General features: G+C 59.7%; 16 protein-coding genes and 1 other RNA gene. All 17 read left to right on the top strand.

Features of this window, described 5'->3' with window-relative positions; all coding sequences use genetic code 11:
- Positions 1-113 precede the first annotated feature (113 nt).
- The 17 genes from rsmI (at position 114) to ftsZ (ending at position 18,622) form a co-directional block, all read left to right on the top strand.
- Complete coding sequence (rsmI, locus tag ACP7BE_RS10900) at positions 114-968, top strand: 16S rRNA (cytidine(1402)-2'-O)-methyltransferase (protein ID WP_095001542.1); 855 nt, start codon at positions 114-116, stop codon at positions 966-968.
- A 140-nt stretch (positions 969-1,108) separates the two neighbouring features.
- Positions 1,109-1,462: RNase P RNA component class A (rnpB, locus tag ACP7BE_RS10895), an RNA gene on the top strand.
- A 357-nt stretch (positions 1,463-1,819) separates the two neighbouring features.
- Positions 1,820-2,275, top strand: a complete 456-nt coding sequence (gene mraZ, locus ACP7BE_RS10890) for a division/cell wall cluster transcriptional repressor MraZ (RefSeq protein ID WP_095001541.1) — start codon at positions 1,820-1,822, stop codon at positions 2,273-2,275.
- Positions 2,272-3,219 (top strand): 16S rRNA (cytosine(1402)-N(4))-methyltransferase RsmH, encoded by a 948-nt coding sequence (rsmH, locus tag ACP7BE_RS10885; protein ID WP_165446504.1) that lies wholly within the window; start codon positions 2,272-2,274, stop codon positions 3,217-3,219. The genes mraZ and rsmH overlap by 4 nt, the downstream gene beginning before the upstream one ends.
- Entirely contained in the window at positions 3,216-3,509 is a 294-nt protein-coding gene (ftsL, locus tag ACP7BE_RS10880; RefSeq protein WP_019823808.1) for a cell division protein FtsL, read from the top strand. The genes rsmH and ftsL overlap by 4 nt, the downstream gene beginning before the upstream one ends.
- On the top strand, positions 3,506-5,254 hold the full coding sequence (locus ACP7BE_RS10875; RefSeq protein ID WP_095018295.1) for a peptidoglycan D,D-transpeptidase FtsI family protein: 1,749 nt from the start codon (positions 3,506-3,508) through the stop codon (positions 5,252-5,254). Before ftsL ends, ACP7BE_RS10875 begins: the two co-directional genes overlap by 4 nt.
- Positions 5,254-6,717, top strand: a complete 1,464-nt coding sequence (locus ACP7BE_RS10870) for a UDP-N-acetylmuramoyl-L-alanyl-D-glutamate--2,6-diaminopimelate ligase (protein WP_095001539.1) — start codon at positions 5,254-5,256, stop codon at positions 6,715-6,717. Before ACP7BE_RS10875 ends, ACP7BE_RS10870 begins: the two co-directional genes overlap by 1 nt.
- A complete protein-coding gene (locus ACP7BE_RS10865; protein WP_095024045.1) occupies positions 6,710-8,077 on the top strand; it encodes a UDP-N-acetylmuramoyl-tripeptide--D-alanyl-D-alanine ligase in 1,368 nt (455 codons plus the stop codon). The genes ACP7BE_RS10870 and ACP7BE_RS10865 overlap by 8 nt, the downstream gene beginning before the upstream one ends.
- On the top strand, positions 8,077-9,159 hold the full coding sequence (gene mraY, locus ACP7BE_RS10860; protein ID WP_095001537.1) for a phospho-N-acetylmuramoyl-pentapeptide-transferase: 1,083 nt from the start codon (positions 8,077-8,079) through the stop codon (positions 9,157-9,159). The genes ACP7BE_RS10865 and mraY overlap by 1 nt, the downstream gene beginning before the upstream one ends.
- A gap of 5 nt (positions 9,160-9,164) precedes the next feature.
- The gene (gene murD, locus ACP7BE_RS10855) at positions 9,165-10,511 is read left to right on the top strand and encodes a UDP-N-acetylmuramoyl-L-alanine--D-glutamate ligase (protein ID WP_426105813.1); all 1,347 of its coding nucleotides are present in this window, start codon (positions 9,165-9,167) and stop codon (positions 10,509-10,511) included.
- Positions 10,508-11,722, top strand: coding sequence for a putative lipid II flippase FtsW (gene ftsW, locus ACP7BE_RS10850; RefSeq protein WP_095001535.1), 1,215 nt, complete (start codon positions 10,508-10,510; stop codon positions 11,720-11,722). Before murD ends, ftsW begins: the two co-directional genes overlap by 4 nt.
- Complete coding sequence (gene murG, locus ACP7BE_RS10845) at positions 11,712-12,782, top strand: undecaprenyldiphospho-muramoylpentapeptide beta-N-acetylglucosaminyltransferase (RefSeq protein ID WP_095001534.1); 1,071 nt, start codon at positions 11,712-11,714, stop codon at positions 12,780-12,782. Before ftsW ends, murG begins: the two co-directional genes overlap by 11 nt.
- Positions 12,775-14,235 (top strand): UDP-N-acetylmuramate--L-alanine ligase, encoded by a 1,461-nt coding sequence (gene murC, locus ACP7BE_RS10840; RefSeq protein ID WP_095001533.1) that lies wholly within the window; start codon positions 12,775-12,777, stop codon positions 14,233-14,235. The genes murG and murC overlap by 8 nt, the downstream gene beginning before the upstream one ends.
- On the top strand, positions 14,232-15,188 hold the full coding sequence (locus tag ACP7BE_RS10835; RefSeq protein ID WP_088379010.1) for a D-alanine--D-alanine ligase: 957 nt from the start codon (positions 14,232-14,234) through the stop codon (positions 15,186-15,188). The genes murC and ACP7BE_RS10835 overlap by 4 nt, the downstream gene beginning before the upstream one ends.
- A 4-nt stretch (positions 15,189-15,192) precedes the next feature.
- Positions 15,193-16,059 (top strand): cell division protein FtsQ/DivIB, encoded by an 867-nt coding sequence (locus ACP7BE_RS10830; RefSeq protein ID WP_095001532.1) that lies wholly within the window; start codon positions 15,193-15,195, stop codon positions 16,057-16,059.
- A gap of 15 nt (positions 16,060-16,074) precedes the next feature.
- Positions 16,075-17,334: a cell division protein FtsA gene (ftsA, locus tag ACP7BE_RS10825; protein ID WP_016779533.1), complete on the top strand. Its 1,260-nt coding sequence runs from the start codon at positions 16,075-16,077 to the stop codon at positions 17,332-17,334.
- Between the two features lie 73 nt (positions 17,335-17,407).
- Positions 17,408-18,622, top strand: a complete 1,215-nt coding sequence (ftsZ, locus tag ACP7BE_RS10820) for a cell division protein FtsZ (protein ID WP_095001531.1) — start codon at positions 17,408-17,410, stop codon at positions 18,620-18,622.
- Positions 18,623-18,632 lie beyond the last annotated feature (10 nt).

The following is an 18,632-nucleotide window of genomic DNA, read 5'->3' as shown; positions in this document are numbered from 1 at the left end:
TTACCCGGTTGGCGTTTTGCGGCCTGCAGGGTGGGTGCGTTCATGAGGGCTCTACGCGCTACAATGGCGCCTTTAACTCTTATGAGGTGTGCGTTTTGACTGCTCCAGGTGATATGAATTCCGTTCTTGGCTCACTTTATGTGGTGGCCACGCCCATCGGTAACCTGGACGACATCAGTGCGCGTGCGCTCAAGGTATTGCGTGATGTATCGCTGATTGCGGCCGAAGACACGCGCCACTCCCTGCGCTTGATGCAGCATTTTGGTATCTCCACGCCGCTGGGTGCCTGTCACGAGCATAACGAGCGTGATGAAGGCAGCCGGTTTATCCAGCGTTTGCTGGCGGGTGAAGATGTGGCATTGATCTCGGATGCCGGTACCCCGCTGATCTCCGACCCCGGCTATCACCTCGTGCGTCAGGCGCGCGCTGCCGGGATCAAGGTCGTGCCCGTGCCGGGAGCCTGCGCCTTGATCGCCGCCTTGTCGGCTGCGGGGCTGCCTTCTGATCGCTTTATCTTTGAGGGGTTCCTGCCGGCCAAGGCGGTTGGGCGTCGTTCGCGGCTGCAATTACTTAAGGAAGAGCCGCGCACACTGATTTTTTACGAGGCCCCGCACCGTATTCTTGAGTGCCTGCAAGATCTTGAATTGGTATTCGGGCCCGAGCGCCCGGCATTGCTGGCGCGTGAGCTGACTAAAACATTCGAGACGCTCAAAGGTTTGCCCCTGTCCGAGCTGCGCGCTTTTGTTGAAAGCGACAGTAACCAGCAGCGCGGCGAGTGTGTGGTTCTGGTTGCCGGCTGGACTGCGCCAGAAACGGAAGACGCGGTCAGCAGTGAGGCAATGCGTATTCTCGACTTGCTGCTTAAAGAAATGCCGCTCAAGCGTGCTGCTGCACTTGCAGCTGAAATAACCGGTGAGCGCAAAAACGTGTTGTACCAAGTTGCACTTGAAAAGCAGAAAAGTGAGTAACAATTGATATCGGGTGATGGCACTTTGATATTTCTTTGTGTTCTAGCCCGTGGCTAAAGGCCGCAAGTCAGGCAAATCAACCTGCCTTGCGGCTTTTAACGCTTGTTCTATACGCTCTGTACAGTTAATCTTCGCGCCGGAGAGTCGATTGGACAGTCGCTGCCCTCTATGAAAATTAGGGGGGGGAGGAAAGTCCGGGCTCCATAGGGCGAAGTGCCAGGTAATGCCTGGGAGGCGTGAGCCTACGGAAAGTGCCACAGAAAATAACCGCCTAAGCGCTTCGGCGCCGGTAAGGGTGAAAAGGTGCGGTAAGAGCGCACCGCACGACTGGCAACAGTTCGTGGCTAGGTAAACCCCACTTGGAGCAAGACCAAATAGGGTCCCAAGGCGTGGCCCGCGCTGGGACCGGGTAGGTTGCTAAAGATGTCCAGTGATGGCCATCGTAGACGAATGACTGTTCACGACAGAACCCGGCTTACAGATCGACTCTCCACCTTTTTTTCTTCTGTCTGCGCTGCAGGCAGATTGCTATATTCGCAATTGCCTTATCCCCCCTGCAATTCATCGCAAGATTATTTCCCGACGTAATGCCGAAAAGTTCTTACTCTTAACAAACTACTTTAAGTTTGAAGTCCAGAGCTTTGAATTTGCGGCACGTCGCGGGTCAAAAAATCTCTCCGCTTACTGCTCCACGTCTATTTCCCCTCCTAAATCTCCGTTATGTAAGGGTTTTCCTGTAGGCCGCTCCTTGACGGTGGTGTGGGCGCATTCCTATAGTGTGCATAAGTGGTGAAAAGTGGCGTGAAGTGGGTTTTTTAGACGTAAAACGCTAATATTTGGAGATGCGGCCAGTGTTTCGCGGAGCCAACGCAATCAGTCTCGATGCCAAGGGCCGTCTCGCAATGCCGAGCCGGTACCGTGACGAGTTGAATTTGCGCAGTTCCGGGCAACTGATCGTGACCATTGATGCCGTTGATCCCTGCTTGTGTGTGTACCCCCTCGATGAGTGGGAGTTGATTGAAACCAAGCTTCGGGCGTTGCCTTCGCTGCGTGAAGAAAACCGCCGCTTGCAACGTCTGTTGATTGGTAACGCCGTCGACCTTGAGCTCGATGGCAGTGGTCGTTTTCTGGTACCGCCCCGCTTGCGTGAATATGCCCGACTGGACAAGCGCGCAATGCTGGTGGGCCAGCTGAACAAGTTTCAACTGTGGGACGAGGATGCTTGGGAGGCGGTTTCTGCCGCTGACCTTGCAGCCATTCAACAACCGGGCGCGATGCCTGACGAACTGCGTGATTTAATTCTGTGACTATAGATAGCGGCTTCAACCACATCACCGTACTGCTCGACGAAGCCGTAGAGGCTCTCGCCGTACGCCCTGATGGATGCTATCTGGATGGCACCTTCGGTCGCGGCGGACATAGCCGCCTGATACTCCAGAAGCTGGGCCCTGAGGGGCGTCTGCTCGGGTTCGATAAAGATCCACAAGCGATTGCCACCGGGCAAGCGCTGGCGGCCGAAGACGGCCGCTTTGTCATTGTGCAGCGCAGTTTTGCGGAAATGGGATCCGAAATTGCCGAGCGCGGTCTGGCTGGCAAGGTCGACGGCGTGTTGCTTGATCTGGGTGTCTCCTCACCACAGCTTGACGACCCGGAGCGCGGCTTCAGCTTTATGAATGACGGCCCGCTGGACATGCGTATGGACCCTGATCGCGGTATCAGCGCGGCCGAGTTCGTCAACACTGCCTCCCAGGAGGAAATCGCCCGCGTATTCAAGGAATACGGCGAAGAGCGGTTTTCCGGTCGCATGGCCCGTGCGGTTGTCGAACGTCGCGATATCAAGCCGTTCGAGCGTACAGGCGACCTGGCCGAAGTGCTGAAAGTGGCCAACCCGGCCTGGGAGAAGGGCAAGCACCCGGCGACCCGCACTTTCCAGGGCCTGCGCATTCATGTGAACAACGAACTGGGTGACCTTGAGGCTGGCCTTGAAGCTGCCCTTGAGTCCCTGGCTATCGGCGGCCGCTTGGTCGTTATCAGCTTCCACTCGCTGGAAGACCGCATCGTCAAACTGTTTATGCGCAAACTGGTCAAAGGCGAGCCCGACAACCTGCCGCGCGGCTTGCCCGTGCAGCACGTTGCCTTCGAACCGAAGATCAAGATTCATGGCAAGGCACAGACCGCGTCCGATGCCGAACTCAAAGCCAATCCGCGCTCGCGCAGCGCTGTCATGCGCGTCGCGGAGAAGCTTCGTTGAACAAGCTCTTCGCCAAACCACTTCCCGGCGGAAGTTTTTTCATGCTGCTGTTGTTTATTGGCGTGCTGGTTTCGGCTGTGGGCGTTTCGTATAGCGCCCACTGGAACCGCCAGTTGCTCAACACCCTGTACGGGGAGCTGAGCGTACGGGACAAGGCGCAGGCCGAATGGGGCCGCCTGATTCTCGAGCAGAGCACCTGGACTGCCCATAGCCGCATCGAAACCCTGGCCAGCGAACAACTGAAGATGCGCATTCCTGGCGCAGCAGAAGTTCGAATGGTGGCGCCATGATCAAACTCGAAGGCGCGCTCTATCCGTGGCGTTTTCGTGTGGTGCTGGCATTGCTGGCACTGCTGGTAGGTGCAATCGCGTGCCAGATCGTTTATCTGCAAGTTATCGACCATGACTTCCTCAAGGGCCAGGGCGATGCTCGCAGCTTGCGGCATATCCCTATCCCTGCACACCGTGGCCTGATTACCGACCGCAATGGCGAGCCTTTGGCCGTGAGCACGCCGGTGACCACCCTGTGGGCCAATGCCAAGGAAATGCAGGTTGCCAAAGACCGTTGGCCAGCCCTGGCACACGCGCTTGGGCAAGACCCCAAGGTGCTGACCGCACGCCTGGAACAGCAAGCCAACAAAGAATTTATCTATCTGGTGCGGGGCCTGACTCCCGAGCAGGGCCAGGTGGTGCTCGACCTCAAGGTGCCGGGTGTTTATGGCATTGAAGAGTTCCGTCGTTTCTACCCTGCGGGTGAGGTGACGGCGCATATGGTCGGCTTTACCGATATCGACGATAAAGGACGCGAAGGCGTCGAACTGGCCTATGACGAATGGCTGGCCGGGGTGCCGGGCAAGCGGCAAGTGATCAAGGACCGGCGCGGGCGTCTGATCAAAGACGTGCAAGTGACCAAAAACGCCAAGGCCGGCAAGACCTTGGCGTTGTCGATTGACCTGCGCCTGCAATACCTGGCCAACCGCGAACTGCGCAATGCGCTGGTCGAGAACGGCGCCAAGGCTGGCAGCCTGGTGATCATGGATGTGAAGACCGGCGAGATTCTGGCCATGGTCAACCAACCCACCTACAACCCGAATAACCGTCGCAACCTGCAACCGGCGATGATGCGTAACCGCGCCATGATCGACGTGTTCGAGCCGGGCTCGACGGTCAAACCGATCTCCATGAGTGCCGCCCTGGAAACCGGGCGCTGGAAACCCACCGACAAGGTTGAGGTGTACCCGGGCACCTTGCAGCTGGGCAAATACACCATTCGTGACGTATCGCGTACTGAAGGTCCGGTACTCGACCTGACCGGCATCCTGATTAACTCCAGTAACGTGGGGATGAGCAAGGTGGCCTTCGATATCGGCGGTGAAGCGATCTTCCGCCAGATGGCCAAGATGGGCCTGGGCCAGGACACCGGTCTGGGCTTCCCGGGCGAGCGTGTGGGCAACCTGCCCAACTACCGTGAATGGCGCAAGGCGGAAACCGCGACCCTGTCTTACGGCTACGGCGTGTCCGTGACCGCGATCCAGCTGGTGCATGCCTTCTCGGCCCTGGCCAACAACGGCAAGCTCGCTCCGCTGACCCTGCTCAAGACAGACAAGGACAAACCTGTTCAGGCCGCTCAGGTCATGCCGGAGCAAGTCGCCAAGACGCTGCAGGGAATGCTCCAGGAAGTAATCGAAAACCCGCGTGGTGTATGGCGTGCCAAGGTTCCGGCGTATCACGTCGGCGGCAAGTCGGGTACGGCGCGTAAAACCACTGGTGGTGGCGTAAAAGGCTACGCAGTGAACTCCTACCGTTCCCTGTTTGCCGGCTTTGGTCCCATGAGCGACCCGCGTTACGCGATCGTCGTGGTGATCGATGAGCCGAGCAAGGCGGGCTACTTCGGTGGTCTGGTTTCGGCACCGGTATTCAGCAAAGTCATGTCCGGCACGCTGCGTCTGATGAACGTGATCCCGGATAACCTGCCAACGGCAGCGGAGCAACAAGCAGCGGCAGCCGCTGCAGCAGCCAAAGGAGGGCGTGGCTAATGTCCCTGAGCCTGAACAAGATTTTCCCTCACGCCGGTCACGATCTGCTGATCCGTGAACTGACCCTCGACAGCCGCAATGTACGCGCAGGTGATCTGTTCCTTGCGGTGCCTGGCGGCAAGCTCGATGGTCGTGAACATATCGCTGACGCCCTTAAGCGCGGCGCTGCTGCCGTGGCCTATGAAGTGGACGGCGCTGATGTGCTGCCTATCTCTGCCGTGCCGCTAATTCCGGTCAAGGGCCTTGCGGCCCAGCTGTCGGATATCGCCGGGCGTTTTTATGGTGAGCCCAGCCGGCATCTGAATCTGGTAGGTGTCACTGGCACCAACGGCAAAACCAGCGTCACTCAGCTGGTGGCCCAGGCGCTTGACTTGCTGGGTCAGCACTGCGGCATCGTCGGCACCTTGGGCACCGGTTTTTATGGCGCGCTGCAAAGTGGTCGTCACACCACGCCAGACCCGATTGCCGTGCAGGCCATGCTGGCCGACCTGAAAAAGGCCGGGGCCAAAGCGGTAGCGATGGAGGTTTCTTCCCATGGCCTGGATCAGGGTCGCGTCAGTGCGTTGGCATTTGACGTCGCCGTGCTGACCAACCTGTCCCGCGACCATCTGGATTACCACGGCACGATGGAGGCTTACGCCGCCGCCAAGGCCAAGTTGTTTGCCTGGCCGGACCTGCGCTGCCGGGTGCTGAACCTGGACGATGAATTTGGCCGCCAACTGGCCGCTGAAAAGCATGAGTCGCGCCTGATCAGCTATAGCCTCGAAGACACCGGCGCCACCCTGTATTGCCGTGATGCGATCTTTGACGACGATGGCGTGCGCGCCACCGTCGTCACCGCACAAGGCGAGCATCTGTTGCGCAGCTCCCTGCTGGGGCGTTTCAACCTGAGCAACGTACTGGCTGCCGTTGGCGCCTTGCTTGGGCTGGACTACCCGCTGGACGAAATTCTCAAAGTGCTGCCCAAGCTGGAAGGCCCGGTCGGTCGCATGCAGCGTTTGGGTGGCGGCAACAAGCCGCTGGTGGTGGTCGACTACGCCCACACCCCGGATGCACTGGAAAAAGTACTGCTGGCCCTGCGCCCGCATGCCAAGGGTCAGTTGCTGTGCCTGTTTGGCTGCGGCGGCGACCGTGACCGCGGCAAGCGTCCGTTGATGGCGCAGGTGGTAGAGCGTTTGGCTGACGGTGTTCTGGTCACTGACGACAACCCGCGCACCGAAGCTGCAGGGCAGATCTTCGATGATATCCGTGGCGGTTTCGCTGCGCCGCAGAACGTCACCTTTGTCGCCGGTCGCGGCGATGCCATTGCCCGGATTATTGCCAATGCACAGGCAGAAGACGTGATCGTGCTGGCGGGTAAAGGTCATGAGGACTATCAGGAAATCAACGGCGAACGCCATGACTTCTCTGATCTGGTCGAAGCCGAAAAAGCCTTGAACACTTGGGAGGCTGCCCATGCTTAAGCCTCTGTTGCTCAGTGAAGTGGCTGCTGCCCTGCAGGGGCGAGTGGTTGAAGTCGACTGCCGTTTCAGTGGGGTCAGCATCGACAGCCGGGCGATCAGCAAGGGTCAGCTGTTTATTGCGCTGACCGGCCCGCGTTTCGATGGCCACGACTACCTCAATGAAGTGGCTGCCAAGGGCGCCGTTGCCGCGCTGGTTGAGCGCGAAGTGCCGGAGTCGGCGCTGCCACAACTGGTGGTCAAGGACACCCGCGAAGCTTTGGGTCGCCTGGGTGCGCTCAACCGTGCCGGCTACGACAAACCGGTGGCGGCGATTACCGGCTCAAGCGGCAAGACCACGGTCAAAGAAATGCTCGCCTGCATTCTGCGCACCCGTGGCCCGGTGCTGGCAACCAAAGGCAACCTGAACAACGATCTGGGCGTGCCGTTGACGCTGCTGGAACTGACAACTGAGCACACGGCTGCGGTTATTGAGCTGGGCGCTTCACGCCTCGGCGAAATTGCCTACACCGTGGCCATGACCCAGCCCCATGTCGCCGTGCTCAACAATGCCGGTACTGCCCACGTGGGCGAGTTCGGTGGCCCGGATAAAATCGTCGAAGCCAAGGGCGAAATCATCGAAGGGCTGAAGGCTGACGGAATCGCTGTCCTGAATCTGGATGACAAGGCATTCGCCATCTGGAATAACCGGGCAGCGGGGCGCAAGGTGCTGAGTTTTGCCTTGAACAACCCTCAAGCCGATTTTTATGCCAGCGATCTGAGCCGTGACGCTCGCGGTTGCCCGGGCTTCACCTTGCACAGCCCGCTGGGTAGCGAGCAGGTCCAACTTAACCTGTTGGGCACCCACAACGTGGCCAACGCACTGGCCGCTGCGGCAGCTGCTCACGCCCTCGGCGTGTCGCTGTTTGGTATCAAAACCGGCCTTGAAGCCGTGTTGCCGGTAAAAGGTCGCGCTGTCGCGCAATTGACCGCCGCAGGCCTGCGAATTATTGATGACACTTACAACGCAAACCCCACCTCAATGTGCGCTGCCGTTGATATACTCGCCGCCTTTTCCGGCCGCACCGTCCTGGTGCTCGGAGATATTGGCGAACTGGGTGAGTGGGCGGAGCAAGGACATCGTGAAGTAGGCGCTTATGCCGCCGACAAAGTTTCAGCGCTCTATGCGGTGGGACCCATGATGGCTCATGCCGTCACTGCTTTTGGACACCAGGCTCGTCACTTCGCCAATCAGGCTGACCTGATCAAGGCGCTTCGCGCTGAGCACGAAACAAACACCACTATTTTGATCAAGGGCTCGCGCAGCGCTGCGATGGAAAACGTCGTTGCGGCTTTGTGCGGTTCCAGCGGGGAGAAACATTAATGCTGCTGCTGCTAGCGGAGTATCTGCAACAGTTCCATAAAGGCTTCGCGGTCTTCCAGTACCTGTCCCTGCGCGGGATCCTCGGGGTGCTGACCGCGTTGACCTTGTCGCTGTGCCTGGGGCCGTGGATGATCCGCACCCTGCAAAACCGTCAGATCGGCCAGTCGGTACGTAATGACGGCCCACAATCGCACCTGTCCAAATCGGGCACTCCGACCATGGGCGGTGCGTTGATCCTGTCGGCCATCGCCATCAGCACCCTGTTGTGGGCTGACCTGAGCAACCGTTATGTGTGGGTCGTGCTGATCGTGACCCTGTTGTTCGGCGCCATCGGCTGGGTGGATGACTACCGCAAGGTAATCGAAAAAAACTCCCGTGGCTTGCCAAGCCGCTGGAAGTATTTCTGGCAGTCGGTGTTCGGTCTGGGCGCGGCGATCTTCTTGTACGTGACGGCGCCAAGCGCGGTGGAAACCACGCTGATCCTGCCCATCCTCAAGGACGCCAGCATTCCGCTGGGCATCGGCTTTGTTGTTCTCACCTACTTTGTGATCGTGGGTTCGAGCAATGCGGTCAACCTGACTGACGGCCTCGATGGCCTGGCGATCATGCCCACCGTGATGGTCGGCGGTGCGCTGGGTATCTTCTGCTACCTGTCGGGCAACGTGAAATTTGCCGACTACCTGCTGATCCCTTATGTACCGGGCGCGGGTGAGTTGATTGTGTTCTGCGGCGCATTGATTGGCGCCGGTCTCGGGTTCCTGTGGTTCAACACCTACCCGGCACAAGTCTTTATGGGTGATGTTGGCGCACTGGCGCTGGGCGCAGCTCTGGGCACTATCGCCGTGATCGTGCGCCAGGAAATCGTGTTGTTCATCATGGGCGGTGTGTTCGTGATGGAAACCCTGTCCGTGGTGATCCAGGTAGCGTCCTTCAAGTTGACCGGCAAGCGGGTGTTCCGCATGGCGCCGATTCATCACCACTTTGAACTCAAAGGCTGGCCTGAGCCACGTGTGATCGTCCGCTTCTGGATCATTACCGTGATTCTCGTACTGGTCGGCCTTGCCACACTGAAGCTGAGGTAGAACCTGTGTCTCTGATCGCTTCTGACCACTTCCGCATCGTTGTCGGCCTCGGCAAGAGCGGCATGTCCCTGGTGCGCTTCCTGGCGCAACGGGGCGTGTCGTTTGCCGTGGCAGATACGCGGGAAAACCCGCCGGAGCTTGCCACGCTGCGCCGTGACTACCCGCAAGTGGAAGTGCGTTGTGGCGAGCTGGATGTCGAATTCCTGTGCCGCGCCGACGAGCTTTACGTGAGCCCCGGCCTGGCCCTGGCGACTCCGGCGCTGCAAGCTGCTGCTGCCCGCGGCGTGAAACTGTCGGGCGACATCGACCTGTTCGCGCGTAACGCGAAAGCGCCTATCGTGGCAATCAGTGGTTCCAACGCCAAAAGCACCGTGACCACCCTGGTCGGTGAAATGGCTGCGGCAGCCGGCAAGCGCGTTGCGGTGGGTGGCAACCTTGGCACGCCGGCACTGGACCTGCTCTGCGATGATATCGAGCTGTACGTGATGGAGCTGTCGAGCTTCCAGCTGGAGACCACCAACCAGCTGGGTGCTGAAGTGGCCACAGTGCTCAATGTCAGCGAAGACCATATGGACCGCTACAGCGGCCTGCCTGCGTACCACCTGGCCAAGCACCGGATCTTCCGTGGCGCCCGGCAGGTGGTGGTCAATCGTCAGGATGCCCTGACCCGCCCGCTGATGAGCGAAGGTCAGCCGTGCTGGACTTTCGGCCTCAGCGCGCCGGACTTCAAGGCCTTCGGCCTGCGTGAAGAAAACGGCGAAAAATACCTCGCTTTCGAATTCCAGAACCTCATGCCCGTGCGCGAGCTGAAAGTGCGTGGCGCACATAATCAGGCCAATGCCCTGGCTGCCCTGGCGCTGGGTCACGCGGTTGGTCTGCCGTTCGACGCCATGCTCGCCAGCCTGCGCAATTTCACCGGTCTTGAGCATCGCTGTCAGTGGGTGCGCGAGCTGGATGGCGTGAGCTACTACAACGACTCCAAGGCCACCAACGTCGGCGCGGCACTGGCTGCTATCGAAGGGCTGGGGATGGACATGGATGGCAAGCTGATCCTTATCGCCGGCGGCGACGGCAAGGGCGCGGATTTCAGCGGCTTGCGTGATTCGGTTGCCAAGCACTGCCGCGCGGCAGTGTTGATAGGTCGTGATGCGGGGCTGATAGCCGACGCCCTTGGCGATGCCGTGCCGCAAGTGCGTGCCGGTTCGCTGGACGAAGCCATCGCACTGAGCCGCTCACTGGCGCAATCGGGTGATGCAGTCTTGCTGTCGCCAGCCTGCGCCAGTTTCGACATGTTCAAAAACTACGAAGAGCGCGGCCAGTTGTTCGCTCGCGCCGTGGAGGTGCTGGCATGATGTTCGGCATCCTCAAACCTTATCCTTCACCGCTGATTACGGGGCGTGGCATCGACCTCGACTTCCCGTTGCTCGCCGGTTGCCTGGCCTTGCTCGGTCTGGGGCTGGTGATGATCACTTCGGCTTCGTCCGAAGTGGCGGCGTTGCAGTCGGGCAACACCCTGTACCACATGATCCGCCACCTGTTTTACATCGTGCTCGGCCTGGGCGCATGCATCATGACCATGATGGTGCCGATCGCGACCTGGCAACGCATGGGCTTCATGTTGCTGATCGGTGCATTCGGTTTGCTGGTGGCCGTACTGATCCCGGGCATTGGCCGTGAGGTAAACGGCTCGATGCGCTGGATCGGTTTCAGCTTCTTCAACGTGCAGCCTTCGGAGATCGCCAAGGTCTTTGTGGTGATCTACCTGGCGGGCTACCTGGTGCGTCAGCAGAAGGAAGTGCGGGATAGCTGGATGGGCTTTTTCAAGCCATTTATCGTGCTGCTGCCAATGGCCGGCCTGCTGCTGATGGAGCCCGACTTCGGAGCCACGGTTGTGATGATGGGCGCCGCTGCTGCCATGCTGTTTCTCGGTGGTGTCGGCCTGTTCCGTTTCGCTCTGATGGTGGCGCTGGCTGTCGGCGCGGTGTTCGTGCTGGTACAGGCACAGCCTTACCGCATGGCGCGTTTGATTACCTTTACCGACCCGTGGTCCGACCAGTTCGGCTCCGGCTACCAGTTGACCCAGGCCCTGATCGCCTTCGGTCGCGGCGAGTGGTTTGGTGTCGGTCTGGGCAACAGTGTGCAGAAACAGTTCTACCTGCCTGAAGCACATACCGACTTCGTGTTTTCGGTACTGGCAGAAGAGCTGGGTGTTGTCGGCTCGCTGCTGACCGTGGCCCTGTTCGTATTTGTGTGTGTGCGCGGCATGTACATCGGCATGTGGGCCGAGCGCGCCAAACAGTATTTCTCGGCTTATATGGCCTATGGCTTGTCGTTCCTGTGGATCGGCCAGTTCCTGATCAATATCGGGGTAAACGTCGGCTTGCTGCCAACCAAGGGCCTGACCCTGCCGTTCCTCAGTTATGGCGGCAGCTCGCTGGTGATTTGCTGCGTGTGCATGGGACTGTTGCTGCGCATCGAGTGGGAGAGTCGAACCCACCTGGGCAGTGAAGAGACCGATTTCAAAGAAAGCGACTTTGCAGAGGAGCCGACCCATGGGCGCTAACGTGCTGATCATGGCGGGCGGCACCGGTGGCCACGTGTTCCCGGCGCTGGCTTGCGCCCGCGAATTCGAAGCCCGCGGCTACACCGTGCACTGGCTCGGTACGCCCCGTGGCATCGAGAATGAACTGGTCGAGCCTGCCGGTTTCAAACTGCACCTGATTAACGTGGCGGGCCTGCGTGGCAAGAGCAAGCTGTCGTTGCTCAAGGCCCCTTTTGTACTGCTCAAGGCGCTGTTTCAGGCGCGCAGGATCATTCGTCAACTCAAGCCGGTGTGTGTGCTGGGTTTTGGCGGTTACGTGACCGGGCCTGGCGGCCTGGCGGCGAAAACCTGCGGTGTACCGGTGATCATTCACGAGCAGAACGCGGTAGCCGGTACGGCCAACCGCCTGCTGGTGCCGATGACCAGTCGGGTGTGCGAAGCCTTTCCCGGCACCTTTGCAGCCTCGCAGACGCTGCGTAGCACCGGTAACCCGGTACGCCCCGAGCTGTTTACCCTGGCGCCTCGGGCTGCGCTCGAAGGGCGCAAGGCGCGCTTGCTGGTACTGGGCGGCAGCCTCGGCGCCGAGCCGTTGAACAAGTTGTTGCCTGAAGCGCTGGCCAAAGTCCCGGCTGACGTTCGCCCTGAAGTGTTTCACCAGGCCGGCAAGCAGCATGACCGGATTACCGCCGAGCGCTATGCCGCGGTCGGCGTCGAGGCTGACGTACAGCCTTTTATCAAGGATATGGCCCATGCCTATGGCTGGGCCGACCTGGTGGTTTGTCGCGCAGGCGCGCTGACCGTCAGTGAACTGGCTGCGGCCGGTCTGCCTTCGCTGCTGGTGCCATTGCCCCACGCGATCGATGACCATCAGAGCCGTAACGCCGACTTTTTGGCACGCGAGGGTGCAGCCTTCCTGATGCCGCAAGCGACAACTGGCGCAGCCGAACTGGCTGCACGCCTGACAGAGGTTTTGATGCAACCGGAACGACTCAACAGCATGGCGGCCAATGCCCGCCGCCTGGCCAAACCCGATGCGACCCGCAACGTTGTAGATATCTGCCTGGAGGTGGCCAATGGTTGAGAATCAAAAAGCTATGCCACAACCGGAAATGCGCCGTATCCGTCGCATCCACTTCGTCGGTATCGGCGGCGTGGGAATGTGCGGTATCGCCGAAGTGTTGCTGAACCTGGGCTATGAAGTGTCGGGCTCGGACCTGAACGCTTCGCCGGTGACCGAGCGGCTCGAGTCCTTCGGCGCACACATTTATATCGGCCACCGCGCCGAGAACGCCGCCAACGCCGATGTGCTGGTGGTATCGAGTGCCGTGAATACCTCCAACCCCGAGGTTGCGAGTGCACTTGAGCGCCGCATTCCGGTGGTGCCTCGTGCCGAGATGCTGGCCGAGCTGATGCGCTATCGCCACGGTATCGCTGTTGCCGGTACCCACGGCAAAACCACTACCACCAGCTTGCTGGCCTCGGTGTTCGCGGCCGGTGGCCTGGACCCGACGTTCGTGATCGGTGGCCGCCTGAATGCAGCCGGTACCAATGCACAACTGGGTACCAGCCGTTACCTGATTGCCGAAGCTGATGAAAGCGATGCCAGCTTCCTGCATCTGCAGCCGTTGGTGGCGGTGGTCACCAATATTGACGCCGACCATATGGCGACCTACGAAGGCGACTTCAACAAGCTGAAGAAGACCTTCGTCGAGTTCCTGCACAACCTGCCGTTCTACGGCTTGGCCGTGCTGTGCCTGGACGATCCGGTGGTGCGTGAAATCCTGCCGCTGGTCAAGCGTCCGACCGTGACCTACGGCTTCAGCGAAAACGCTGATGTACGCGCGATCAATGTGCGCCAGCAGGGCATGCAAACCTTCTTCACCGTGTTGCGCCCTGACCGCGAGCCGCTGGATGTGTCGGTGAACATGCCGGGCAACCACAACGTGCTCAATGCCCTGGCCACCATCTGCATAGCCTCTGATGAAGGCATCAGCGATGAAGCCATCGTTCAGGGCCTGTCGGGCTTTGAAGGGGTGGGGCGACGCTTCCAGGTTTATGGCGAGCTGCCAGTTGATGGCGGCAGCGTGATGCTGGTCGATGACTACGGTCACCACCCGACCGAAGTCGCCGCGGTGATCAAGGCCGTACGTGGTGGCTGGCCGGAACGTCGCCTGGTGATGGTGTACCAGCCGCACCGTTTCAGCCGCACCCGTGACCTGTACGACGATTTTGTCCAGGTACTGGCCGATGCCAACGTATTGCTGTTGATGGAAGTCTACCCGGCTGGCGAAGAGCCGATTCCCGGGGCTGACAGCCGCCAGCTGTGCCACAGCATCCGTCAGCGCGGCCAGCTGGACCCGATCTACATCGAGCGCGGCGTCGAGCTGGCGCCGATCGTCAAGCCGCTGCTGCGCGCTGGCGACATTCTGTTGTGCCAAGGGGCGGGCGATATCGGCCGTCTGGCACCGCAACTTATCAAGAGCCCGCTGTTCGCCGGCGCTGTTGCCGCTACCAGTGAAGGAAAGTTGAAATGACTGCTGCCTATGCCAATCTGTTCTCGACCATTGCCCCAGCCGATTTCGGCCGTGTGGCCGTGTTGTTCGGCGGCAAAAGCGCTGAGCGTGAAGTCTCGTTGAAGTCGGGCAATGCCGTGCTGGGCGCGCTGCAAAGCGCCGGTGTGGATGCCTTCGGTATCGATGTGGGCGATGACTTCATCACCCGTATCACCAGCGAAAAAATCGACCGCGCGTTCATCATCCTTCATGGTCGTGGCGGTGAAGACGGCAGCATGCAAGGCCTGCTGGAGTGCCTGGGCATTCCTTACACCGGCAGCGGCATCCTCGCGTCGGCCCTGGCCATGGACAAGCTGCGCACCAAACAGGTGTGGCACAGCCTGGGTATTCCAACGCCACGTCACGCAGTATTGAGCAGCGAAGCCGATTGTATTTCTGCGGCCAAGGAACTGAGCTTCCCTTTGATCGTCAAACCGGCTCATGAAGGTTCAAGTATCGGTATGGCCAAAGTGAGTAACGTGGACGAGTTGATCGTCGCGTGGGCCGATGCCAGCAAGTACGACTCGCAAGTGTTGGTTGAGCAGTGGATCACAGGTCCCGAGTTCACCATCGCCACCCTGCGTGACCAGGTGTTGCCACCGATTGCCCTGGGTACGCCCCACAGCTTTTACGACTACGACGCCAAGTACGTGGCCAACGATACCCAGTATCGGATCCCGTGCGGCCTCGACAGTGCCAAGGAACAGGAGCTCATGGACCTCACGGCGAAAGCCTGCGAGGCGATCGGCATTGCCGGTTGGGGGCGTCTGGACGTGATGCAGGACACCGCAGGCCAGTTCTGGCTGCTGGAAGTCAACACCGCGCCGGGCATGACCGATCACAGCCTGGTGCCGATGGCGGCCAAGGCGGCGGGTCTGGATTTCCAACAGCTGGTGCTGTCGATTCTGGCGGCAAGTTTAGAGGCGCGGGGTTAAGTCCATGCAAGGTGCATCGCTTCGTCATCAACCACCCGCTCCCGGCCGCAAGCCGGTGCCGCGTGGCGCCAGCCGGATGGTGGCGAAAGAGCCGATGTCGGTGCGTTTGCCAAAAGCCAATTTCGGCTTTTTGAAAGCGTTGTTCTGGCCGGTGCTGCTGGTGGCGTTGGGTTATGGCACCTATGAAGGTGCGCAGCGCCTGATGCCCTATGCCGACCGCCCGATCACCAATATCAACGTGCAGGGCGATTTGACCTATATCAGCCAGCAAGCCGTGCAGCAGCGCATTGCCCCTTATGTGGCAGCGAGCTTCTTTACGGTAGACCTGGAAGGCATGCGCACCGAGCTCGAGCAGATGCCCTGGATCGCCCACGCCGAAGTCCGTCGCGTGTGGCCCGACCAGGTGGTGATTCGCCTTGAAGAGCAACTGCCGGTTGCGCGTTGGGGGGATGAGGCACTGTTGAACAACCAGGGCCAGGCGTTCACCCCGCGTGAGCTGGCCAATTACGAACATTTGCCGCAGCTGTTTGGTCCACAACGGGCTCAGCAGCAGGTGATGCAGCAGTATCAGGTGTTGAGCCAGATGCTGCGTCCGATGGGCTTTTCCATAGCCCGGCTGGAGTTGCGTGAGCGCGGTAGCTGGTTCCTGACCACTGGAGCCGGTAGTGCAGGGCCCGGGATCGAGCTGTTGTTGGGGCGCGATCATCTGGTAGAAAAAATGCGTCGCTTCATAGCCATCTATGAAAAAACGCTGAAAGAACAGATTACAAACATAGCGCGCATCGATTTGCGTTATGCCAACGGATTGGCCGTCGGCTGGCGGGAACCTGTGGCACCCACGATAGCCCAACCCGCTGTCGCGAAGAATTAAGAAGAGGCAGGACCCATGGCAAATGTGCAAAGCGGCAAAATGATCGTCGGCCTCGATATCGGCACCTCCAAGGTGGTTGCGCTGGTAGGCGAGGTCGGTGAAGACGGCACGATCGAAATCGTCGGTATTGGCACGCACCCGTCCCGTGGCCTGAAGAAAGGCGTGGTGGTGAACATCGAGTCCACCGTGCAATCGATCCAGCGCGCCATCGAAGAAGCGCAGCTGATGGCCGGTTGCCGGATTCACTCGGCATTTGTCGGCGTGGCCGGCAATCACATCCGCAGCCTGAATTCCCACGGCATCGTGGCGATTCGTGATCGTGAAGTCAGCACCGCCGACCTTGAGCGCGTCCTCGACGCCGCCCAGGCTGTCGCGATCCCGGCTGACCAGCGTGTGCTGCACACCCTGGCGCAGGACTATGTGATCGATAACCAGGAAGGCGTACGTGAGCCACTGGGCATGTCGGGCGTACGTCTTGAAGCCAAGGTTCACGTCGTGACCTGCGCCGTGAATGCCGCGCAAAACATCGAGAAGTGTGTACGCCGCTGTGGCCTTGAGGTGGACGACATCATCCTTGAGCAGTTGGCATCGGCTTACTCGGTACTGACCGATGATGAAAAGGAACTGGGCGTTTGCCTGGTTGATATCGGCGGCGGCACCACCGACATCGCGATCTTCACCGAAGGCGCGATTCGCCATACGGCAGTGATACCGATTGCCGGTGACCAGGTGACCAACGACATCGCCATGGCGCTGCGTACACCAACGCAATATGCCGAAGAAATCAAGATTCGTTACGCCTGTGCACTGGCCAAACTGGCCGGTGCCGGCGAAACCATCAAGGTGCCAAGCGTGGGCGATCGCCCACCCCGTGAACTGTCCCGTCAGGCCCTGGCCGAAGTGGTCGAGCCGCGTTACGACGAGCTGTTCACCCTGATTCAGGCCGAGCTGCGTCGCAGCGGTTACGAAGACCTGATTCCGGCGGGCATCGTGTTGACCGGTGGTACTTCAAAGATGGAAGGCGCGGTCGAACTGGCCGAAGAGATCTTCCACATGCCGGTCCGTCTGGGTGTGCCGCACAGTTTCAAGGGCCTCACCGACGTTGTGCGCAATCCGATTTATTCCACCGCTGTGGGCTTGTTGTTGTACGGGCTGCAAAAGCAGTCAGACGGTATTTCGATATCGGGTATCAGCAACCGCGACAACTACAGCAGTGACGAACAAAAAGCCCCTGTGCTTGAGCGCCTCAAGCGCTGGGTACAGGGCAACTTTTAAAGCTTGAGCTGTAAACAGATTCAAAGCGGTAGAAGTAGGCGAAAAAAACTAGAGAAATGAAAGGAGAGGGACCATGTTCGAACTCGTAGACAACATCCCGCAAAGCCCGGTAATCAAAGTTATCGGTGTTGGTGGTGGCGGTGGCAATGCTGTTAACCACATGGTTAAGAGCAACATCGAAGGCGTGGAATTCATCTGCGCCAACACAGACGCACAAGCGCTCAAAAGCATTGGTGCGCGTACCATCCTGCAACTGGGCACTGGCGTGACCAAGGGCCTGGGTGCCGGCGCGAACCCTGAGGTCGGTCGTCAGGCTGCCCTGGAAGACCGCGAGCGTATTGCTGAAGTGTTGCAGGGCACCAACATGGTGTTCATCACCACGGGCATGGGCGGTGGTACCGGTACCGGTGCTGCGCCGATCATTGCCGAAGTGGCCAAGGAAATGGGCATCCTCACCGTTGCGGTGGTGACCCGTCCGTTCCCGTTCGAAGGTCGCAAGCGCATGCAGATCGCCGACGAAGGTATTCGTCTGCTGTCCGAAAGCGTCGATTCGTTGATTACGATTCCGAACGAAAAACTGCTCACCATCCTGGGTAAAGACGCAAGCCTGCTGTCTGCGTTCGCCAAGGCCGATGACGTACTGGCCGGTGCCGTTCGCGGTATCTCCGACATCATCAAGCGTCCGGGCATGATCAACGTCGACTTTGCCGACGTACGCACCGTGATGAGCGAAATGGGCATGGCGATGATGGGCACTGGCTGCGCCAGCGGTCCGAACCGTGCACGTGAGGCCACCGAAGCGGCCATTCGCAACCCGTTGCTCGAAGACGTGAACCTGGAAGGCGCTCGCGGCATCCTGGTAAACATCACCGCCGGCCCTGACCTGTCCCTGGGTGAGTACTCCGACGTGGGCAGCATCATCGAAGCCTTCGCTTCGGAACACGCAATGGTCAAGGTCGGTACTGTTATCGATCCGGACATGCGTGACGAGCTGCATGTCACCGTGGTTGCTACCGGTCTGGGTGCAAAAATCGAGAAGCCGGTCAAGGTTGTCGACAACACCCTGCAGGCTTCGTACGCAGCTTCGGCAGCACACAGCGCCCCTGTTCGTCAGGAAACCCGTACCGAGCGTCAGGAACAACCGGTGGTCAACTACCGTGATCTGGATCGCCCGACCGTGATGCGCAACCAGGCCCAGCAAGGCGCGACGACTGCTGCCAAGCTCAATCCGCAAGATGATCTGGATTACCTGGACATCCCGGCTTTCCTGCGTCGCCAGGCTGATTAATGAAATCAAT

Origin of the sequence: Pseudomonas sp. TWR1-1-3 (assembly GCF_049896805.1) — a bacterium.
Taxonomy (GTDB): Bacteria; Pseudomonadota; Gammaproteobacteria; order Pseudomonadales; family Pseudomonadaceae; genus Aquipseudomonas; species Aquipseudomonas bubulae.
This window is presented reverse-complemented; position numbering and strand designations above follow the sequence as displayed.

What these genes read in the sequence shown, in the direction of transcription:
- rsmI (WP_095001542.1), top strand. Translation starts at nt 114, where the DNA reads ATGAATTCCGTTCTTGGCTCACTTTATGTGGTGGCCACGCCCATCGGT.
- ACP7BE_RS10875 (WP_095018295.1), top strand. Translation starts at nt 3,506, where the DNA reads ATGATCAAACTCGAAGGCGCGCTCTATCCGTGGCGTTTTCGTGTGGTG.
- ACP7BE_RS10870 (WP_095001539.1), top strand. Translation starts at nt 5,254, where the DNA reads ATGTCCCTGAGCCTGAACAAGATTTTCCCTCACGCCGGTCACGATCTG.
- ACP7BE_RS10865 (WP_095024045.1), top strand. Translation starts at nt 6,710, where the DNA reads ATGCTTAAGCCTCTGTTGCTCAGTGAAGTGGCTGCTGCCCTGCAGGGG.
- mraY (WP_095001537.1), top strand. Translation starts at nt 8,077, where the DNA reads ATGCTGCTGCTGCTAGCGGAGTATCTGCAACAGTTCCATAAAGGCTTC.
- ftsW (WP_095001535.1), top strand. Translation starts at nt 10,508, where the DNA reads ATGATGTTCGGCATCCTCAAACCTTATCCTTCACCGCTGATTACGGGG.
- murG (WP_095001534.1), top strand. Translation starts at nt 11,712, where the DNA reads ATGGGCGCTAACGTGCTGATCATGGCGGGCGGCACCGGTGGCCACGTG.
- murC (WP_095001533.1), top strand. Translation starts at nt 12,775, where the DNA reads ATGGTTGAGAATCAAAAAGCTATGCCACAACCGGAAATGCGCCGTATC.
- ACP7BE_RS10835 (WP_088379010.1), top strand. Translation starts at nt 14,232, where the DNA reads ATGACTGCTGCCTATGCCAATCTGTTCTCGACCATTGCCCCAGCCGAT.
- ACP7BE_RS10830 (WP_095001532.1), top strand. Translation starts at nt 15,193, where the DNA reads ATGCAAGGTGCATCGCTTCGTCATCAACCACCCGCTCCCGGCCGCAAG.
- ftsA (WP_016779533.1), top strand. Translation starts at nt 16,075, where the DNA reads ATGGCAAATGTGCAAAGCGGCAAAATGATCGTCGGCCTCGATATCGGC.
- ftsZ (WP_095001531.1), top strand. Translation starts at nt 17,408, where the DNA reads ATGTTCGAACTCGTAGACAACATCCCGCAAAGCCCGGTAATCAAAGTT.